Origin of the sequence: Candidatus Protochlamydia phocaeensis, from assembly GCF_001545115.1 — a bacterium.
Lineage (GTDB): Bacteria > Chlamydiota > Chlamydiia > Chlamydiales > Parachlamydiaceae > Protochlamydia_A > Protochlamydia_A phocaeensis.
Genome location: NZ_FCNU01000032.1, coordinates 149,522 through 168,748, shown reverse-complemented (window position 1 = coordinate 168,748; position 19,227 = coordinate 149,522). Strand labels below are relative to the sequence as shown.

18 protein-coding genes and 2 tRNA genes are annotated in these 19,227 nt (G+C 43.1%); 11 read left to right on the top strand and 9 right to left on the bottom strand.

The window, feature by feature from the left end; genetic code table 11:
• The first annotated feature begins 61 nt into the window (after positions 1–61).
• From BN3769_RS13335 to BN3769_RS13305, 7 genes are all read left to right on the top strand, one after another.
• Positions 62–136: transfer RNA gene (locus BN3769_RS13335), tRNA-Glu, on the top strand.
• Positions 137–148: 12 nt separating this feature from the next.
• Positions 149–222: transfer RNA gene (locus tag BN3769_RS13330), tRNA-Lys, on the top strand.
• 551 nt (positions 223–773) lie between these two features.
• Positions 774–1,358 carry a UvrB/UvrC motif-containing protein gene (locus BN3769_RS13325; protein WP_068471326.1) on the top strand — a complete coding sequence of 195 codons (585 nt, stop codon included), beginning with the start codon at positions 774–776 and terminating at the stop codon, positions 1,356–1,358.
• Positions 1,342–2,418, top strand: a complete 1,077-nt coding sequence (locus BN3769_RS13320) for a protein arginine kinase (protein ID WP_068471325.1) — start codon at positions 1,342–1,344, stop codon at positions 2,416–2,418. The genes BN3769_RS13325 and BN3769_RS13320 overlap by 17 nt, the downstream gene beginning before the upstream one ends.
• 18 nt (positions 2,419–2,436) lie before the next feature.
• Complete coding sequence (locus BN3769_RS13315) at positions 2,437–3,537, top strand: CDP-glycerol glycerophosphotransferase family protein (RefSeq protein ID WP_068471324.1); 1,101 nt, start codon at positions 2,437–2,439, stop codon at positions 3,535–3,537.
• Between the two features lie 237 nt (positions 3,538–3,774).
• Positions 3,775–5,787, top strand: a complete 2,013-nt coding sequence (locus tag BN3769_RS13310) for a hypothetical protein (protein ID WP_068471323.1) — start codon at positions 3,775–3,777, stop codon at positions 5,785–5,787.
• Positions 5,788–5,887: 100 nt separating this feature from the next.
• The gene (locus tag BN3769_RS13305) at positions 5,888–6,841 is read left to right on the top strand and encodes a YihY/virulence factor BrkB family protein (protein WP_068471322.1); all 954 of its coding nucleotides are present in this window, start codon (positions 5,888–5,890) and stop codon (positions 6,839–6,841) included.
• Here the strand turns inward: BN3769_RS13305 and pgeF are convergent.
• Complete coding sequence (pgeF, locus tag BN3769_RS13300) at positions 6,838–7,605, bottom strand: peptidoglycan editing factor PgeF (protein ID WP_068471321.1); 768 nt, start codon at positions 7,603–7,605, stop codon at positions 6,838–6,840. The two genes, BN3769_RS13305 and pgeF, sit on opposite strands and share 4 nt — an antisense overlap.
• A 531-nt stretch (positions 7,606–8,136) precedes the next feature.
• On the opposite strand from pgeF, the gene BN3769_RS13295 reads away from it, so the two are divergent.
• Positions 8,137–8,625: a rhodanese-like domain-containing protein gene (locus tag BN3769_RS13295; protein WP_068471320.1), complete on the top strand. Its 489-nt coding sequence runs from the start codon at positions 8,137–8,139 to the stop codon at positions 8,623–8,625.
• A 282-nt stretch (positions 8,626–8,907) separates the two neighbouring features.
• Positions 8,908–9,564: a hypothetical protein gene (locus BN3769_RS13290; protein ID WP_068471319.1), complete on the top strand. Its 657-nt coding sequence runs from the start codon at positions 8,908–8,910 to the stop codon at positions 9,562–9,564.
• Positions 9,565–9,919: 355 nt separating this feature from the next.
• On the opposite strand, the gene BN3769_RS13285 is transcribed toward BN3769_RS13290, so the two are convergent.
• The 7 genes from BN3769_RS13285 to BN3769_RS13255 form a co-directional block, all read right to left on the bottom strand.
• Positions 9,920–10,828 carry an HvfC/BufC N-terminal domain-containing protein gene (locus BN3769_RS13285; protein ID WP_068471318.1) on the bottom strand — a complete coding sequence of 303 codons (909 nt, stop codon included), beginning with the start codon at positions 10,826–10,828 and terminating at the stop codon, positions 9,920–9,922.
• A complete protein-coding gene (bufB, locus tag BN3769_RS13280) occupies positions 10,825–11,706 on the bottom strand; it encodes an MNIO family bufferin maturase (protein ID WP_068471317.1) in 882 nt (293 codons plus the stop codon). Before bufB ends, BN3769_RS13285 begins: the two co-directional genes overlap by 4 nt.
• 105 nt (positions 11,707–11,811) lie before the next feature.
• Positions 11,812–12,276, bottom strand: coding sequence for a hypothetical protein (locus BN3769_RS13275; RefSeq protein ID WP_154017929.1), 465 nt, complete (start codon positions 12,274–12,276; stop codon positions 11,812–11,814).
• Positions 12,277–12,374: 98 nt separating this feature from the next.
• Positions 12,375–13,235: a hypothetical protein gene (locus BN3769_RS13270; protein WP_068471315.1), complete on the bottom strand. Its 861-nt coding sequence runs from the start codon at positions 13,233–13,235 to the stop codon at positions 12,375–12,377.
• Positions 13,236–13,256: 21 nt separating this feature from the next.
• A complete protein-coding gene (locus BN3769_RS13265) occupies positions 13,257–13,973 on the bottom strand; it encodes a hypothetical protein (protein ID WP_154017928.1) in 717 nt (238 codons plus the stop codon).
• A gap of 25 nt (positions 13,974–13,998) precedes the next feature.
• Entirely contained in the window at positions 13,999–14,715 is a 717-nt protein-coding gene (locus BN3769_RS13260; RefSeq protein WP_068471313.1) for a hypothetical protein, read from the bottom strand.
• A gap of 47 nt (positions 14,716–14,762) precedes the next feature.
• A complete protein-coding gene (locus BN3769_RS13255) occupies positions 14,763–15,221 on the bottom strand; it encodes a hypothetical protein (protein WP_068471312.1) in 459 nt (152 codons plus the stop codon).
• 392 nt (positions 15,222–15,613) lie between these two features.
• Here BN3769_RS13255 and BN3769_RS13250 point away from each other — a divergent pair, with 392 nt between their 5' ends.
• Both BN3769_RS13250 and BN3769_RS13245 read left to right on the top strand, forming a co-directional pair.
• Positions 15,614–16,822 (top strand): MFS transporter, encoded by a 1,209-nt coding sequence (locus tag BN3769_RS13250; RefSeq protein ID WP_068471311.1) that lies wholly within the window; start codon positions 15,614–15,616, stop codon positions 16,820–16,822.
• Between the two features lie 17 nt (positions 16,823–16,839).
• Positions 16,840–18,033, top strand: coding sequence for an MFS transporter (locus BN3769_RS13245; RefSeq protein ID WP_068471310.1), 1,194 nt, complete (start codon positions 16,840–16,842; stop codon positions 18,031–18,033).
• A 155-nt stretch (positions 18,034–18,188) separates the two neighbouring features.
• Here BN3769_RS13245 and BN3769_RS13240 read toward each other — a convergent pair whose 3' ends face one another.
• Complete coding sequence (locus BN3769_RS13240) at positions 18,189–19,205, bottom strand: glycosyltransferase family 92 protein (RefSeq protein WP_068471309.1); 1,017 nt, start codon at positions 19,203–19,205, stop codon at positions 18,189–18,191.
• Between the last annotated feature and the right edge of the window lie 22 nt (positions 19,206–19,227).

The following is a 19,227-nucleotide window of genomic DNA, read 5'->3' as shown; positions in this document are numbered from 1 at the left end:
CGATAAAACGAAGGATGAAAACTTAAAACGCGTTGCAAAAAACGCTACTTAAGTCTTCACTGGCCCCATCGTCTAGCCAGGTCCAGGACACCGGATTTTCATTCCGATAACAGGGGTTCGAATCCCCTTGGGGTCATCACATATATATGAGTCTTTAGCTCAGTTGGTTAGAGCACCTCACTTTTAATGAGGGGGTCGATGGTTCGAGTCCATCAAGACTCACATTTTTTATGTGTTTTCCTATCCTTTCCCCATGCTTTTATCTCTTTCACTCCCTTTATTAAATTGTCCTTCCTTCTCTTTCAGTTCTGCCTTGCTTTAAGATTTTTTTTTTCTTATAGTGAAATTTATTTTTATTTACTTAAGCGGCAGTTTTGTCCTGAGAGAATTTCTAACAGTCTCTGAGAGGGTGTATTAAAACCGCTCATGACCTAGATTCGAGTTTTTTTTCCCTAGAATGAAGCTCGAGTAAGAGAGCCATATATTCAATCCAATATGGCTCTCTTACTCGAACTTCGCCCTACGGAGAAAATAATCTCAACTATAGGCTATCGAGGGGACATATTCCTCTTAGCGTAAAAAAGCTTTGAAGTTGAATTTTCTAAAAGTTTGTTAAGGACTTCCCATCGTTTGGCTTAGAGGGCGTTTGCGCATAAGGAAGGCAATCTCTAAAGCAAATGTATTGGCTTAAATGATCGCTTAGCATTCGGAAATGCTTTGAGCATCTCCATTATTACAATTGCTTCTCATTGAAAGGAGAGGGCTTTTTTAACATGGTTGAAAAGAAACCTGATAAACATTTTCCTGATAGGCCGCTGGAATGCAGCGAATGTAAAAAGCCTATAGCCGTTCGTTATACGGAAATCGTTGGTCACAGCATTACCCATACCAGCATGTGTGCGGATTGTCCTGAGCTGCAGCGCAGGTTGCATGGAACAGGGCCGAGGGAGCTTATCCAAATTCAGGGCAGCGGGGAAGCAGGGGTTGCATGCGGCAATTGCGGGACTACGCTGGAAGAGGTGAAGCGCGGGCATCGCTTAGGCTGCCCGGAATGCTATACAGTATTTGAAGATGTGTTATTAATTGAAATGCAGGCTGCCAATCGCTTATCCCCTCGTATTTCTTTGACTAAGAAGACCATGCCTATCCATATTGGCCGGGCACCTGGAGAAAGCTTGGCGATTAATCCTTCTTCGCGCCTATTAGCGCTTAACGAAGCGTTGAAAGAAACTTTGAAGAGGGAAGACTATGAGCAGGCGGCGTGGCTGAGAGACCAAATCAAAGCCTTGACAGAGAATGAAGACAAAAGAAGCCCAGAAAATAAGGATAAGGAAGATACCCATGTCCAGCCAGAATAGTAATCATCCTTTGCTATGCAGTCAAAGTCCATGGAAAGGAAATTCCAATAGTATTTGGTTGGGGTCTACTTTGACTTTAAATCGCAATGTAGAGAAATTCAAATTTCCGGGCAAGTTATCGATCGATAAGCGCAAGCAAATTATTGCTTTGCTTGCCCATAGCTTGTTAGCCAACGAGCAGCTCCGTCAGCCTCAGCTTATTAAGGCGGAGGATATGTCTCCGGTAGAAAAAGAATTCTTAGTCGAGCATTTTCTGGCTAACGCAGACTTTCATCAAGCCTATACGGGAGAGGCGTTTATTTTAGATGAAACGGCCGAATTTTTAGCTGTCCTCAATTTGCGCGATCACTTAATGCTGCAATGGATTGATCCAAGAGAAGAACTGGAAGGGGCGTGGGATCGCTTGGTCAAGCTTGAAAACGAATTGAATAAAACCGTCAATTTTGCCTTCTCTCCCAAATTCGGCTTTCTAACATCCGATCCGACGCAGTGCGGCACGGCCTTTATTGTCTATATTTTCTTGCACTTGCCGGGTCTCATTTACACGGATCGCTTGGATGAGGCGATCAAGAAGAATAAGGATGAGGGAATTGAATTGACGGGATTGCAGGGCGACCCTTCTGAAATTATTGGCGATATTGTGGCATTCCATAATAATTATACATTGGGCTTGACTGAGGAGACGATCCTCTCTTCTATGCGTTCCTTGGCTACTAAATTGGTTGTAGAAGAAAAAAGCGCCCGCACCTATCTCAAGCAAGAGCACAGCTCCGAAATGTCTACTCTTAAAGATAAGGTCAGCCGGGCTTACGCCATTTTGCTGCATTCTTATCAACTAGAGGCCATTGAAGCTTTACAGGCTTTAAGCTTGCTCAAGCTGGGATTGGAGCTCGAGTGGCTGACAGGGGTTTCTCAGGAAACATTAAACGAGCTTTTTTTCAACTGCAGACGTGCGCACTTGCTTTGCCATTTCAAAGAAAAAATTAGCCAAGAGAATATTCCTCATAAGCGATCGGAATTCATTCATCAGGCCTTGAAGGGTGTTTCTTTATTAATTTAAGCGGGTGCAGAGGAAAAAATGGGCAAAGTAGATAAAAAGGGGATTGGGTTAAATCCCAATACCTATATTCATTTAACAGAGCATCTCGCCCCAATTTGCGTGGCAATGGATATTCCCTTGCTGCTGACCGATGAACGGCATGACGAGGAGGCAAGGCGGCTTTATCCCGGTCTCAAAACCCTGCTAATTAACTGGGAGGATGTCACGCCGCATTATCTTATCGAGCATTTTGATGTATTCTTTCAATCCGAGCCTTGGCACCGGCATGACTTTTACTCTAAATTCAAAGGGCTAGAAGAAGCCTACCATAAAGACGTGCGCAATGTGCATGTCCCGCATGGATTTTCCGATAAAATTTTCTGGCTTGAAAAGTGCGTATGGGAAGATATTACGCTCATTTATGGCGAGAACATGCTGGATTTGTTCAAGGAACTGGGAATAGCCCAGCACTTAAATGCAACGGTCAGAACGGGCAATTATCGTTATGCCTATTACCGCATGCATCAAGCGTTTTTCGACCAAATTGCCGAGGAGCGAGTTTGGAGTCGCTTTGCAAAAAAGCAGCCTACCATTTTATATGCCCCTACCTGCCATGATCAAGAGCATACCACTTCCTTTATGCAGGCCCAGCCTCTTTTTGAGTATCTTCCCTCTGGCTATAATCTTCTTGTCAAGATCCATCCGGCATTGGAAGAGACAGATGGCCCGGCCTTATATCAAATGATGGGCAAGTATGAGAAAAAGGACAATGTCGTTTTTGTGCAGGATTTTCCCCTGGTCTATCCTCTGTTGTCCAAAGCGGACTTGTATGTGGGAGACATGTCTTCCATCGGGTATGATTTCCTAGCCTTTAATCGGCCTATGTTTTTCCTCAATCAAAGAAAAAGAGATGCCAAAACGGACCGCAATCTCTTTTTATATCGCTGCGGCTTTGAAATCAAACCCGAGCAATATAAAGATTTTTATCAAATAATGGATTCGCAGCTGCCTTTTGATCAGGAGCGCTATGCCGCCATTCGCTCAGAAGTCTATCGTTATACATTTGGAGAGGAATTGTCTTTTGATCAGCTCAAGAAGGCGATCACGCAGGCTTATTTTTCACCGAAAAAATGGGATTGATCCTTTTTATAATTTTCCTCTAGCTGAAGGATGGGGAATTGGCATTCAAATATCCGGCTCTCGGCTAACAATTTGGGTCTTGAGTTTTTTTGTCTTTCGATTGCATCAAAGCCTTGCATATCAATAAATGGCAAAACCGGCCTATATTAATGATAGGTCTTGTCGTTTCATCTGCGAGAGCTATCATAGCAGTTCAAAGGCACGAAAACTCAACACTCAGGTTAAAAGGGAATTGTTATGCCAGCACCTTGTTTTAATGATCTTAGATCCAATTTAGGAGAGATTTACTCCTCCCTGCGCGCTTGTCCTGCTTCTTTGCAGCTTAATCTTTATCCTCTATCCTCATCTGCCGTTGCTTTTCAAGGGACATGGATGGGAAGAATAGTCAAATGGTGGAACCAATTAGTCAAGTGGATAAAATCTTTCTTTAGCAATCCCGCCCAAGAGCCGCATTTGGATGACGTATTGGAAAACATCATTCACCGGCTTTTTCAAGAATCAATCCAATTCACTTATCAAGCTCGCCAAAGGCAGCTTGTCAATCGGATTCGCTTGTTAGAGCTCAATCGGCCTGAGCCTATCGCGGATGCTGAACGCATAAGACGGCTTGATAGCTACCGGGCCCATCTACTCAAAGAAGGCGTGCCGACGCAAAACCTGCAAAATTATCTAGATTATTTTCAAGTCGCCATGCAGCAGGCTCCCTTAGAAGAGGGGGAGGAGGCATTTAATCGGCAGGCAGTTTGCGAGTTTCATCAAGCTACTCACCCATTTTGGAAGATCTTTTTTAAAGACAGTCAAGTCGATTTAAGAAGGCCTTTGCAGCGAATGATGGAGCAGCATCCAGATTCCTGGATATTAAATAAGAATATATATAAAGCCCTTCGAAGAGAGCAGCGGCGCACTGCTCTAGAGGGAATTTTGGGGCAAGGCATTCCTGTTGCAGCTTTGTCTAAAATGGAGAGCCCCGATTTGCTTAGCATGCAAGACAAGGAGGCGCTTCGCCAATGGATTGAGAATTTGAATGAAAAGCAAGGGGAAATTTTTTTTAAGGATTTTGCCAGAGCTTTAGAGGATATTGTGGAAGCTGTCCGTATTCAAGGCCGGCAGGACTACTCCTTGGATTGTTTATTGTTGGAGCTTGATCGATGGGGATGCCAGCTTTTAAAGCGCGAAGATCCGGCATATATGGATTGGAGAGAGCAGTTAAAGCCTGGAGATTCCATCGAATGCAATGGAAAGCAGTTGATACTGGGCTGCTTGCTCAGTCCGGATAAAATGATAGACGATGAATACAAGGTCTTTGCCTTAGCAGGTGAAGAGCATGCCGGACATGTGGTTAAATTATCAAACAACCCTTTTAAATTAAAGATGGAAGCTATCAAAGCGCAGAATGAAAATGAGCATTGGGGAGTGCGCTCCGCTGCAATCGTCGAGAGAATCGGAATAACCGCTGACGGACAGCCCATCCATGGCTTAGATCAGTTGGGACGATGCGTCGTTGTTGAGAAATTGCATACAGGCTTAAGGGATTATGCTTGGACTAGTCATGAAGCCAAGTTGGCGGAACAGGACGAAAAGATCGCTTTAGTGCTGGCCAATCATCTTTATTGCCAGACTAGGTGGGGGGCAAGCTCTCAAAATTTATCTCTAGATTATTTGTTATTCGATGAACAAGGAGTCCTTAAGAGCACACATCTTCTGAAGAAGGGACAGCCGGATTATGATGCTTGGGAACTCTTCTGCCACCAAGCGGCAAAAGGAAATCCTTTTGTCTTAGCTTTCTTAATGCATGTCTCTAAGCTGAATGAGCATGCTGTGGCTCAGTTTTATCGAGGAGAGGTTGAGCATATGATCCAAACAGGAGAAACGCGCTATCTCTCGCAAAGGCTGCCGACAGGCTATCAGGACAAGCATTACCAGGACCATCTTGTAAAATTGTGCGAAGACACGCGGGCGGTTTATGAAAATTGTCTTAAGTGGGCACGCATTCAAAAAAGAAGAAGCGGAGACTATAACCGCCATCAAGAAGACGAATTAAAAAGAGAGGTGAGGGCTAAAATGTTAGCGCTTTATCGCATGCATGCCACGCCCGGCATCTTGCCCGATTGCTGGCAGGATAAAGTCTTGGAAAGTTTTGCTCTCCCGCAGCAAGAGCATAGGGGAGAAGACGCGTTTAATCCCCAAACTTATTATCAGGCTTGCTTTAATTTAATGATGGCGAAAAATCAGACGGCTCTTGCAGCATAAGGACAATATGGCTGAAAAGCGATTAATCGAGCCTGACTATCAAAGGCCAAGAAAGCGAGGGAAATCGGAAAAAAGACGATCATTTTAAATAAGAGTTAAAATGAAGAAGAAATTTAAGAAAATAATAGATTTTTTCCGAGAAGATATTTGGGAAGAGCGGGATGAAAAAAATCCATTGAAAAGGTTTTTTTATCGATTCTTAAGAATTTTGCTCGCTTCCGTTCAAGGTTTTATTGCCGATAAAGGCTTTGACAAGGCTTCCACACTAACTTTTTATTTTTTGCTCTCCTTAATTCCCATCGTTGCCATTGGCTTTGGCATTGCTCAGGAGCTTGGATTCGAGGAAAGGTTTACGGAGCAGGTAAAAAAGCAATTCCTCACTCAGCCGCAGGTGGCCGAGAAAATTATCGAATTTGCCCATTCCACTCTTAAACAAGCAAAAGGGGGGATTATTGCTGGATTTGGCTTTGCCCTTCTTCTTTGGACCGTTATAAGAATGATCGGCAATATCGCTTTTCTCTTTAATGAAATTTGGAAGATAAAAAAGCCTCCTACGCTGTGGCAGCAAATCAAAAGCTATATTCCGATGATTTTATGTTTCCCCATTTTTTTGGTCGGATCCAGCAGCTTTATTTTCTATCTTTCCGCTTATGCCATCTCAACTGTCAAATCCGTTGAATTTCTCTCTTTTTTTAGTTCCGCCGTTGGGTATTTCTTTCAAATTCTCTCTTATTTGATTAGTTGGAGTTTTTTGAGTTTTATCTATATTTACTTGCCCAATACGCGCGTGTGTTGGAAGGCAGGCTTTCTGGCGGGAATTTTTACGGGAATCATCTATGTGTTTTGGCAATGGGTTTACGTTAAGTTTCAAATCAATGTGGCCAGTTATGGAGCGATTTACGGAAGCTTTGCAGCGTTTCCCCTTTTTTTATTTTGGCTCAATTATAGCTGGCTGATTTTAATTTTTGGAGCCGAGGTTTGCTATCATATTCAGCATGAAGGCGACTTAATTAAAAAAGATAAGAAGGGGACAGTCTTTAATACAGCTTCTTAGAGAAGAGTAATGCTCGTGCCATGACGGCCCGTTATTTTGTCACGCCTATAAGAGAAAAAGTCGTAAGCATTCGAATATGTGCTTAAGCGAGCGACTTCAATATGATGGGGAAGGATGCCGGCTGCCTGCAGCTGAGATTCGCTAATAGACCAAAAATCAAAATAAGTCGGCCTGACTTGAAAAGGCCAAAATTCTTCAGGCAGCTCGTAAGTGAAATGAATAAACTCGGCCTCATCCGGTCCTAAGCTGGGAGTAATGCACACCAATAGCTCGGTCGGATTAGAGCCGAATTGTTGCTGCATCTTATGGATCGCTTCCGCATAAATATTTTTGACGCTGCCTCGCCATCCGGAGTGGATATTGGCAATGGCATGATGCCTAGGATCGTAAAAAAGCGCAACTTGACAATCCGCATGCGTCATCATGAGGGAAAGTCCCGGCGTCGCGCAAATCAGCCCATCGCATTGCGGAATCTCTCTTGAAGAATTCAAATCGACAAACGCGACATGCTTTCCATGGCATCCTCTTCCCCATACCATCCTTTGCCAATTGGGAGCAGCTTCCTTTAGCTGACCCTCAATAATGGCAATATTGGCTTGGACTCGGGCTTCTTCATCGCCGACATGAAAGCTGACATTTAAGCTTTCAAAGGGGCCGACGCTGCACCCTCCATGCCGCAAAAAAACAGCATGTCTCAGAGTGGGAATATCGGCCAGTAAATCAAATTCCAGCCACTCGAGTTCCCCTTGTTTAAATCGCTGCATAGGCTTATATACGTGCTATCAATCTGAAGTTTTAGGCATTTTGCGGCCATTTGCAAAGAAGCGGCTTTTAATCATCATTCATTTACCCTTGCTTGCGGAGCTTTAGAGGATTTCTTAAAACTGTTAATGACCTAGATTTGCGTTCTTTTCCCTTAGAAGGAAACGTGAGATAGAGGATCCTATTCACTTCATATAGTCCCTTTATCTCACCTTAATTTAAAGCCTCTTTTTATTTTCGGCCACGCTTTATTCTAATTCTTACATAAAACTTAACGGATGTATTAAAACTCATATAGGAAAATCAATGGCGTCATCCAGGCAATTTAAACCCTTAACAGTTTGAGGATACGCCCTAGCTTAAAGGAAGCTATAAAAGGATTAAAAAATTGAAGATTTTAATTTCTTATCGATCAATCATTTTTAGAATTCCAGGCTTCCGGCAAAAGATTATTGATTATATTTCTGGCAAATAAATTTTGCTAAGAGCATCTATAAAAAATGAACACAGAAATTAAAGAATAGTGAGGATTTATGCTGAAAACAAAAACTCTTCTAGTGGCAACCTTTTTGACCCATGGTTTTTTGTATGCCCAGGATAGCTCTCAACCTCATATTATTGATCCAACTGTCCAGAAGAAATATGAAAAATTGGCTCAAAGCTATAAAATTATTCATACAAATGAATTTAAAAATCTTCTAAAAAAGCCTTCTTTGATTACGGTCGTCGACGCTCGGCCATCGGATGACGATGATGGCAAGCGTATTCCAGGAGCTAAATCCGTGCCTTTTGATGCGAACGAAGAGACGATCAAAGGGGCGCTTCCCAGCAAAGAAGCCGCTATCGTGGTCTATTGCACAGATAAAGAATGTCCCATTAGCGAGATCATGGCTGAGCGCTTGATCAAAATGGGATATACTCATGTGCTTAGATATATAGATGGCGTTGAAGGCTGGGAAGCGGAAGGGAATAAGGTTTCAATGGCAAATGGGATCAAGGCCAAGGGCTCTAAATCCGAATAGATAAATGCGGACAAGGATGCGAGTTTTTTTCCTAGTAAGCAATAAGCGTTAGCGGACAATATGGAGTGAATATTGCCCGCCAACTCCTCTCGCTTACTAGGGAGAAAATAATCCAAACATAGGTTATTAGGCATTTAGGGATATGTCCTGGCAAAAGGGGGACGATACGTTAATTTTGAGTTGTCTTGCGTATAATCTTGACAGAACCTGTCCTTTCTCTTATAACTTCTCCAATTAATCTCGCTTGTCTTCATCTTTAACCTTAACCTCACTAGTACACGTATGAAAGTCTATCCTTTTCTTATTCTTCTTTTATTGCCTTTTGGATTATTTGCATCGGATTGGAAATTGGAAATTAGAGGAGCCTATTTTCATCCTTCCAATAAAAAAGCCCGAGAAGCTTATTCTAATGCATGGATTGATTACCAAGTGGAAGCATCGACTAAGGTAACTGATTATATAGAAGCATGGGCTGGAGTCAATTGGATGTGTAAAAGAGGGCATCTAGATGATTATTATGCGGGATTCAAGCATCACTCTAAAATGTATGTCTTACCTTTAAGCATAGGCTTTAAGGCAATCTATCCGCTGACATGTGCAATGGATGTGTATCTTGGAGCGGGCGCCTGCTATTCTTTTCTTAAGATTAAAAATGATCGCGATTACTCTTCGTCTTATGACTCTTTTTTCGACAATTCTTTTTTCGATGATTCTTTTTCCTTTAAAAAAGTGATTCGCCGAAATGGAGTTGGCGGGGTGATTAAAGCAGGTTTTCAATATACGATTTCAAAAGAAGCTTTCTTAGATTTTTTTGTCGATTACTTCTCACAACGTTTTTATTTTTCTCATTCGGATACCCAAACGACCAATAACCTTGCCAATCGGCATTTTAATGCAAGCGGCTTTAAGATAGGCGGAGGGTTAGGGGTTTATTTTTAGTTTGTCTAGGCCTGTTGTCACTTAGCCAATGAACTGATATTCGAATTCTTTTTAAGAAAAAATCATGTCGAATCCGGTCCATTGCCTAATTGGCAGCAGGGCCTATTAAGGACAAATATTTTTCCTTTCTATCTTATAATTTTTGGAATTCAAAGAATAGGTTGTCCAAAGCTGAAGTTCATATGGCCAGCAACGGTACTGATGAGCATTCAGCTAAACGGAGGTAGAGATCGAATAACTAAAGCTTAACGGTGAGAGGGAACCTGCAAACGATGAAAGCGCTTGCCATTTGTTCATCTCCGAGGCTTTGACGCAGTCGAAAGGGCAAAAAACTCCACACTCAAGTTAAGATTAATCATTCCTGTTCGTTCTTTTGCAAAGTCAGCCAGCCTAGGCGAGTCCAATCCTGCAGCCATTGATGTAAATGGGCCGCCACATGGTCATAAAGCTTTTCTTCTTGGCTTTCAATATGTGCGCAAGCCTCTTCTATCTTCGCTCCTTTTTGAAAAAGCTCAAGCAGTAAATACTCGCCCGGTGTAATTTCGCGCCAAGCCAAGTTGTTTTTAAGCGTGCGAAAAAGGGCAAAACAGTACGCTTTTCTTTTTAGAAGCTTAGGGAAGCGATTTTCAGTCCAATAGTCCACCTCTTTTTTAAGAAATTCTTCGCGAAAAGCCAACAAATCGTAGTCCCATTTAAATAGATGAATATGAGGCTGCAAGTAAAAGGTATAAGAGAGCAGACTTGAGGGATCACCCTGGATAAGAGAGTTGAGGTCTAAAGGAGAATAGTGAGGAGCAATAAAGCTAAGAGTGAAGGCCCAATCGAGCTTAGAGGCATTCTGAACAAGGGGCAAATCAGGGGCGCGATAGTACTGTTCAATCCATAGAGGAAGGCGATCGCCCAGCAACGTCAGAGACCAATGATGGGGAGGATAACGGTGCAAATAGGGAACACCGATTTCTTCATTGAAAGCATTATAGCCAAATAAGCGAGTGACTAGGGGAAAATTAGCGTGCAAGGTATTGAGCAGGCGCCACCAGTATTGCTGATTGTAAATTTGCATACGCTGATGCGGGGGCAAAGTCGGGCTGGGAAGAATATAGCGTGCGGCTTCTTCGGCAATTAAAGATCCGCTCGGGGCCGTGGGATTGATCAGATCGTTTTCCGCCAAAGGATAGGTGATTACACTGGCAAACCATTCCTGCGATGACTTTAAAGAATAAGGCGCATCAATCGAGTTTTTCTCAAGCGCTTGTTGATTCATAAAACACCTGCCTTTGAAATAGAAGCGGATAAAGGGGGTAAAGTATGCTTGTCATGGATCTTTTGTTGAAACTGCTTGGCTTTTAAGGCCTCAGCCCATGTCTCTTCAAATGATAAGAAGTTGTCATCCCACTCAAGCAAAGTGGAGACGCCTCCTGTTAAGGGGTAAATGTCTGCGTAAAGATCCCACACTTCATTCCTCACGGGATGGTCGTGAGTATCCAGGACATAATCTCCAAAATCCCTATGCCCGGCTAAGTGGATTTGAATGACTCTGTCTAGCGGAATATTTTGATAGTAAGCCTTAGGATCGAAGCCATGGTTACGGCTTGAAACATAAATATTATTCACGTCGAGCATCATGTAAATATCTGCCTGTTCGACAACGGCGGAATAGAATTCCCATTCAGGCATTTCGTCTTGCTTAAAGGCAACATAGGAAGATAAGTTTTCTAAAGCAAAGGGGAGCTCTAAATAGTCCTGCACGATGTGCGCCCTTTCTGCAACGTAGCGAATGACCTCTTTAGTATAGGGAAGGGGAAGTAAGTCATGGTAGTGAGCTCCTGGCTGATGTCCCCAGCAAAGATGATCTGACACCCAGGGCGTGCGCGTGATTTTTGTCAGGGCTTTAAGCTTTTTAAGATAATCAAAATCTAAAGGAGCCGGACCGCCTATCGATAAAGAGACGCCATGCTGGACAACCGGATAATGCGCCAGAATTTTTTCTAAATTTTCGAGGGGCTTGCCTCCTTCTACCATGAAATTTTCGCTGATAATTTCAAACCAATCAATAGAAGGCTGAAGACGGAAAATATCCTCATAGTGAGGAATGCGCAGGCCAATGCCAATGCCTAAGTTAGGAAATTCACGCGGTTTCATTTAATATTTAATCCTCGTTCAACCTGTTGGCAATTTCAAATGATGCAAGTGAAAAACTCTTTTAAGAGTAAATAAAATTAATAGATTTAATGAATGAAGGAATCCCTACGAAAGGGAACCTTGCAGCTCCTGACGCTTGTTTGCCATTTTTTTAGCTGCGACTTTAATCGCTAGATTCTTATCCGAAAAAGCACATTTAGTCAGCGCTTTGCACTGGCCTAGGCCAGCACATTTGTTTTTGTCTGTTGCACAGGCATTTTCGCCTCGGCAGTCATTCATTCCATTGCAGGCGCGGCTGGCGAGTTTTAGAGCAAGCTGCTGCCCTTCCGGGCTTAAAGACTTGTAAAGCTCGGCTCCCTCTTGATTCAATTCAAGCAGAAGATCATCTTCTGTCATGGGACGATAGGTAATATTCCCCTTTGTGCTGGCAACAAGCTCTAAAAAGTTTGAGCTTGGCGCTTTTTCTTGAGAGGCAGAAGAAGACTGTTGACCTAGTAGCGTTTGCTGGGCAAGAACCATGCCGGTGGTGATGCCGGCTAGCATGATGCGGCTTAATTCTCGCTTTTTCATGAAATGTTGACTCCTAACAAGGTGAGATAAAAAAAGCCTTATCACATAAAAAAGAAATGTGCGCAACGGTTTGTTGCGCACATAAGGATAAGAAAGCATTAACGGTTCATTAAACCGCGTCTTTCATTGACTCGTCTTTGCGCTTCCTTGACAGCTAAGTTCTTATCACGATAAGTCTCTTGGCTTGCCAATTGAAGAGCTAGGGCTTTGCCTTCGGCGTCTAAGCTCATATAGATAGCCCGGCCTTGAGGGCTAAGCATACCTAATAGATCCGCTTCCGTCAAAGTTTCCGAGGCAGGAACATCCCCCACATTTGTGCGATTATAATCATACTCGCCGCTTGTGTTGTATCCACGGTTGACGCGTACATCGGCTCCATAAGGAGTCCCAACATTTACGTCATAAGAGGAATTGCGATAACTTTCTCTATAGCTAGGATAATTTTCCTTACCAGGGTTGGCATTATAAGGACGATTAGAGTCATAACTACCATAAGAATCATTATAAGTACGATAAGTATTATATGTTTCATTGGTATTACGGCTTGAATCGATATCACGATTCATACGACTCGCATCCGTATTGCTATAACTTCCGCTTGTTTTTCCGAAGTTGCCGCTTGTGCTTCCTCCATAACCGCTTGTTCCGCTATAGCCGCTACCGCCTGTACCCATGCCTGAGCTTGTGCCTGTATAGCCTGAACCGGGACCCATATTCCCATAATTACTAGAAGACTGATAGGTGCTGCTTCGGGTATTATAACTTTCATTGCCCGTTGCATTATCAGCTACTTCTCCTCGTCGTGGAGAGGATCCGCATTTATTTGCTCCACATCCCGCCACAGCCAAAAATGTCTCTTGGGTACCAGACACCTGTCCGGCTTGGCCATCAATGGGAAGCGCTGAAGCTAGTACTAAAGCAGCTAAGGCGGTTTGAGTTAAGGCCTTTTTCTTTTCCATTCCTTATTTGCTCCTTGGAATTTATTTTCTATTCATATCATAGCTGTTATAATCGCTAGAGCTTCCGGGGCGATTATAATTGCTTCCATTGGTGCTAGAGCGGCTTGTATTGTCATAGCTGCTGCCCGAAGAAGAGCCTCTGCCTGAACTTCCAGCCTTTCCGGTTGTGTCGTAGCTGCTGCCTGAAGAAGAACCCCAACCCGAGCTTCCAGTTTTTCCGGTTGTGTCATAGCTGCTGCCTGAAGGAGAGTCCCAGCTTGAACTGCCAGTCTTTCCAGCTGTGTCATAGCTGCCCGAAGAAGAACCCCAGCCCGAGCTTCCAGTTTTTCCGGTTGTGTCATAGCTGCTGCCCGAAGAAGAGCCCCAGCCTGGACTTCCAGTTTTTCCGGTTGTGTCGTAGCTGCTGCCTGAAGAGGAGCCCCAGCCTGAGCTTCCAGTTTTTCCGGTTGTATCATAGCTGCTACCTGTTCCTGTATTAGAAGTCGAGCCAGTATAGCTTCCATTCGTGCCCGTTTTTCCATAACTATTGGTACGAGCATTGTAGCTGTCGGAAGAGCTGGTGTTATCAGCAACTTCTTTAGAAGAAGATCCGCCGCATCCATGAGCGCCGCATCCGGCAACTGCTAAAAATGTTTCCTGTACTCCTGCCACTTGTCCTGCTTGGCCATCTATTGGAAGGGTTGATGCGAGCAAGAAAGCTGCTAAAGTCGCTTTTACTAAATCTTTTCTTTTTTCCATGGTAAACTCCTTAAAGTATGTGTAATTATCTGTTCATATCATTGTTTTCATTGCTGTAGCTGCTCCCAGAGCGATTAGGCGTATTGCCATAATTGCTTCCGTTTGAAGAGCCCCATCCTGCATTTCCCGTGCTGCCTGCTGTATTATAGCTGCTTCCAGAGCGGTTAGGCGTATTGCCATAATTGCTTCCGTTTGAAGAGCCCCATCCTGCATTTCCCGTGCTGCCTGCTGTGTTATAGCTGTTTCCAGGGCGATTAGGCGTATTGCCATAATTGCTCCCGCTTGAGCCCCAGCCTGCATTTCCTGTTCCATTGCCAGGACGATTAGGCGTATTTCCATAATTGCTTCCGTTTGAAGAGCCCCATCCTGCATTTCCTGTGCTGCCTGCTGTGTTATAGCCGCTGCCATAGCTTTCGTCTTCTGGGTTATTGTATCCAGCGTTTGATCTCCATCCCGAGCTTCCAGCTGTGTTATAGCCGCTGCCATAATTTCCGCTGCTTGAATTATAACTGCCGCTCATGCCGCTGCCGTAGCTTCCGCCAGAACCAATACCAGAGCCGCCGCTTGAACCGGCGCCAGAAGCTGCTCCGCAACCGGAACTAGAAGCTGCTCCACAGCCGGCAACGGCTAAGAATACGCCTTTTGATTCTTGGGCAGTTGCTGCTTGGCCATCGACAGGTAAGCTAGCTGCTAATGCAAAAGCTGCAAAGGCAACTTTGACTAAATCTTTCTTCTTGTTCATAACTCCTCCATTTATAAATTTTTGGGAACTTTCTATTTTAGGGCTTTTTAATTCCTTCGAGGATGATAGCGCCCTGTGACGGGATCCAGAGTATTATAAATCCCATTAGGTGTTGCATTATAGCCATTGTCTACGCCAGGCCCTGTGCTTGTTCCAGGATAGCTGCTTATTCCAGATGTAAAGTCGCCTGGATTATAAGTCGTATTGTAATAGCCATTATAATAAGTCATATTTCCAAATTTTCTTCCCGATGAATCATATTGATAATGTCCCGCTGTACTTCTGGAGGTACGGTAAGTGTCTTGGTATTCATAAGGATATTCATTCTCATTATAAGAATAAGAATAGGAGTAATCGACAGGCGGGCTTGAGGGATAGGGATAAGCGTCCACGTCATTCATGGCAACATCGCTGTTTGAATAAATGGAGCAGCTTGTAAGAGGTAAGCAAGAGGCGAATAAAAAAATAGACAACAGAGATTGAGAGAGGAAGGAATTTTTTTGCATACTATTCTCCAGCGCGGAAAGCTATCAAGTGATTTGTTGAATTAATCGAACAATAAGAGTATTAATAATTTTTTGTCTATCACAAACGGAAAAGCGAAAAAGGCGTATCGGATTTCTAAGAAAAGTCCGAATCGTTTTCTTATAAGGCTGTCTTGCCAGAATATCCCAAATAAAAATTGAAAAACAAAATTGACAGAGTCAATCGCGTATGCTTTATATAAATAATTTTAAATTTAACTGAGTTAATTGATTTTCTTTGATAATAAAATAAAAATAAATTGATGTGTTTTTAATCGTTTAATTTCTAGTGGTGAATTATAATTATCTTTTAAATAATTTTTTAATATGATATAGTCTTTTAAGTCGTTTATAACGGGAGGAAGATAGCTTAAATGGAAGATAACAAGACTACTCTATGGTTAGGAGTATCCGTGATTTGGATGGCTCATTTGATCATGGATTTTATGATTGGAGTCTGGCCTGTTTATAAGACATTGGTGACAATTGATTTAGTGGTAGCTGGGTTGATTGCGAGCTTGGGCATGTTTATCGGAGAGGGATTGCAGCTTTATTTTGGTTTTTTGAGCGATAAAGGGCATCATCAAAAATTACTTGTCCTTGGCATAGGGTTAACGGCAACCATTCCTTTTCTAAGTTATGTAGAAAATGAATGGATACTGTTTACTTTTATCTTATGCTGTTTTTTAGGCTCGGGTGCTTTTCATCCGGCTGCTTCAGGCATGCTTATTGGATGGGTACCCAAATATAAGAGCTTTCTGATCGCCTTATTTGCCTGTGGGGGAATGATTGGGGCTGCAATTAGTCAATATGTCTTTAGGTATTTCTTTGTCCAATTTGAGGGACAAACGTGGTTTTTAGCAGTGCCCATTCTTTGTGTAACGCTAGGCTGTCTGTGTTTTCGCTTTCCGGCCATCAAAAAACAAGAGCGCAGAATTCATTTTAAGGATATGCTTAGAATTATTCATCCCTATCGTTTTCAGCTGGGCCTGCTCTATTTTATTCAGTTGTGCCTGCAGGTTATTGTTCTTTCCTTTAGTTTTTTGCTGCCTGATATTCTAAAAATCAAAGGATATGAGGAGTGGTTTTGCTTAGGAGGAGGATATTTTTACTTTGTGATAGGCTCTGCTATAGCCAGCCTTCCTATTGGATATTGCGTCCATAAATGGGGATATCGCCTTGTTTTGGCCGTCATTATTTTTATCAGCGCAGTGGTTTTATCTTACTTTTTGGCAATTGAAACCCTCTCTCTTCCTCCTGTTATCGTGCTGTTGCTTTTATTGGGGGGATCGATGGGAGTTGTTGTTCCGGTTGTTGTGGCAGGAGGAAACGCCTTGGTCCCCGTTGAGGCAAGCGGTTTTATTAGTGCGCTATATATGGGTGGCTGTACATGTTTGGCGGGATTTGGTCCTACACTTGCCGGCCTTTTGGCTTCTTATATGGAAAAAAATGCCCCTGTAGTAGCCATGCAAATGTTAAGCGTGCTGTTTCTTGCCGCCTTTGCCTTTTTGTTCTTCTTACCGGATCCGACAAAAAAATATGCGAACGATGGAAAGGGATCTGTTGAAGTTTTAAATTCATAATTAGTTTTAAGGTTAATATGTCTCTTACACCCAGTCGCCCTCTCTCTTTTCTTCCGCTACTAATTCTTGTGTGGGCTGCACATTTGTTAGTGGATGTGATGCTGGGCATTTGGCCTGTTTATAAGTCTTTAGCCCAGCTTGATCTTGCCAAAGCAGGCTTGGTTGTTGCTATTGGAGCCTTTATGGGAGAGGGATCACAGTTATTCTTTGGCGCTTTAAGCGATAGGGGATATCAGCGAAGTATTCTCACGTTAGGGCTAGTTTTGGCAGCTGCTAGTGCTTTTTTAGCTTATTTTACGCATTATGCTGCTTTATTTAGTCTTTATTTGCTGACTTGCATAGGCTCCGGTTGCTTTCATCCTTCGGGAGCCAGTCTGATGACCGGATTGGTTCCTTCAAAGAGGGGATTGCTCATGACAATCTTTGCTTCAGGGGGAAGCGTAGGATTGGCCTTCAGCCAGTTGATTTTCATGTATGTATATAAGGATTGGGATAAGCAAACTTATCTATTGGCATTGCCGCTTTTACTTCTCGCTCTGCTTTTATTTTTTTATCCTTTTCCAAAGCCGTCTGCCGTTGCTCCCTCGCATGCGGGCTTTTTAAAAGACTTTGGATCTTTCTTCAAGTTTCCTCCTCTTCGCTCTTTGTATCTTTCGCAAGTGGCCAATCAATCTATTGTATGGGGGACAATTTTTATTTTGCCGGATGCGCTAAGAACTTTAGGGCATATGGAATGGGTTTGCTATGGCGGAGGGCATCTGTGCTTTATTTTAGGCGGGGCGTGCGTCATGGTTCCAGCCGGTTATTTAGCCGATAAATACTCAGCCCGCCAAGTCATGCTGTATGCAGGAATTATTAGCTCTGTTGCCTTTTATTTCATTCTCTTCTCAGGCGGAATTTCGATTAGCATTGTTCTCCTCTCTCTCTTCATATTAGGCGCTTCGCTGACGCTCATTAATCCCATAGCTGTTTCGCTTGGAACGCGATTTGCGCCCAACCATCCCGGTTCAGTGAGCGCTTTTCTAATGGGGCTTGTATGGTGCGTGTCCGAGGGGTTAGGGCCAGGAGGAGTAGGACTCATGAGTACGCTTTTTACCGATTATGCCCCGGTTAAAGCCTTAGCTGTTCTTGGAATTTTCTTTCTCTTGCAAATTTCAGCGACATTCTCCTTGCCAGGCGAAGTGAATGAAATGGTGGAAGTGAAGGCTTAGAAAAAGGGATAGGCGTTAGGAGCGCAAAACTGACAAAAATCGACATGTGCGTTCCTTCCCTATTCGCCATGTTGGTTGGAAAGCGTTTAATGCCCTCTCCGATTAGCCTTGCCATCATCAAAGAGGGCCGAGAAAAAGAGCGGTATTCATCTTGCTCAAGCAGCGCCTATCCTCTCTTCATTCATTTTATTTTCTAAAAAGCTTTCGACGGTTTGTGTTTGGAAAGGGAATATTTTTTTGCGCAGCGCGGGCACAAAGCGCAAAATGCTTTCGTCTTTTACCTGATTGAATTGGTTAAATAAATTTTCTAATTGGATAGGCGTTAATTTAGGCATCCCCCATTTCTCTCGGCGTGGAAGCTTGTTAAAAATGAACCAATTCTTGGTTCCAAGGCAATAATGATTGATGCGGATGCGGTCAATGCAAATAGAAGGATGGATGCCTACTCCGGAAGCCGTATGAGGAGTTCTTTCTGGATTGACCGCAAAAAAGCCGGGGAAAAAATGAAAGGAATGCGGCTCTGTTACATGCGAAACAAAAGCGGGCTGAACAATCGATTTAAAGTATTGATGCTCCACAGAGTTAGTCTGGGCTTTAAAAAGAAGCGTTTCTATCAGCAGCTTGCCGTTTGGAATATCGTCATAGCCGCTTGTTCCATACATTTGCCAATTGATAATGACTCCGGGATAGGACTCATAATCTTGCAAAAAACGGATGAGGCTGTTTGTCTTCATGGGAACTAAAAACTCATCTATATCAATAAAGGCTGCCCAGCGCGCCGTTTTTTTGGCGATCTGCAACGCATCCATGTAAGTGGCTATTTGCAGGGCATTCATTTCAGAATGATTGGACGTTTTAATGGGCCAGTGAAAGACATCGACCTCTCCGGCTTCTATATAAGGTTTCAAAATTTCCAGGGAATGGTCCGTGCTTAAATTATTGTATAAATAAAAATGCTGGACGCCTAGCAGCTTGTGATATTCAATCCATTCCTTCATAAAAAGCTCTTCATTTTGAAACAGGGCGCAAATGACCAGGTCATAAGGCTTTTCGATAGGAACGTCAAAGTCTTGTTCATCTATATTTTCAAAAGTGAAGGGCTGGCCATTTAGAAAGGAATGCAAAACTAGGCATAAGCATACAATCATCTGTGGCAATTTTCTATGGAGCATAAATTTTCCTTATCAAATTATG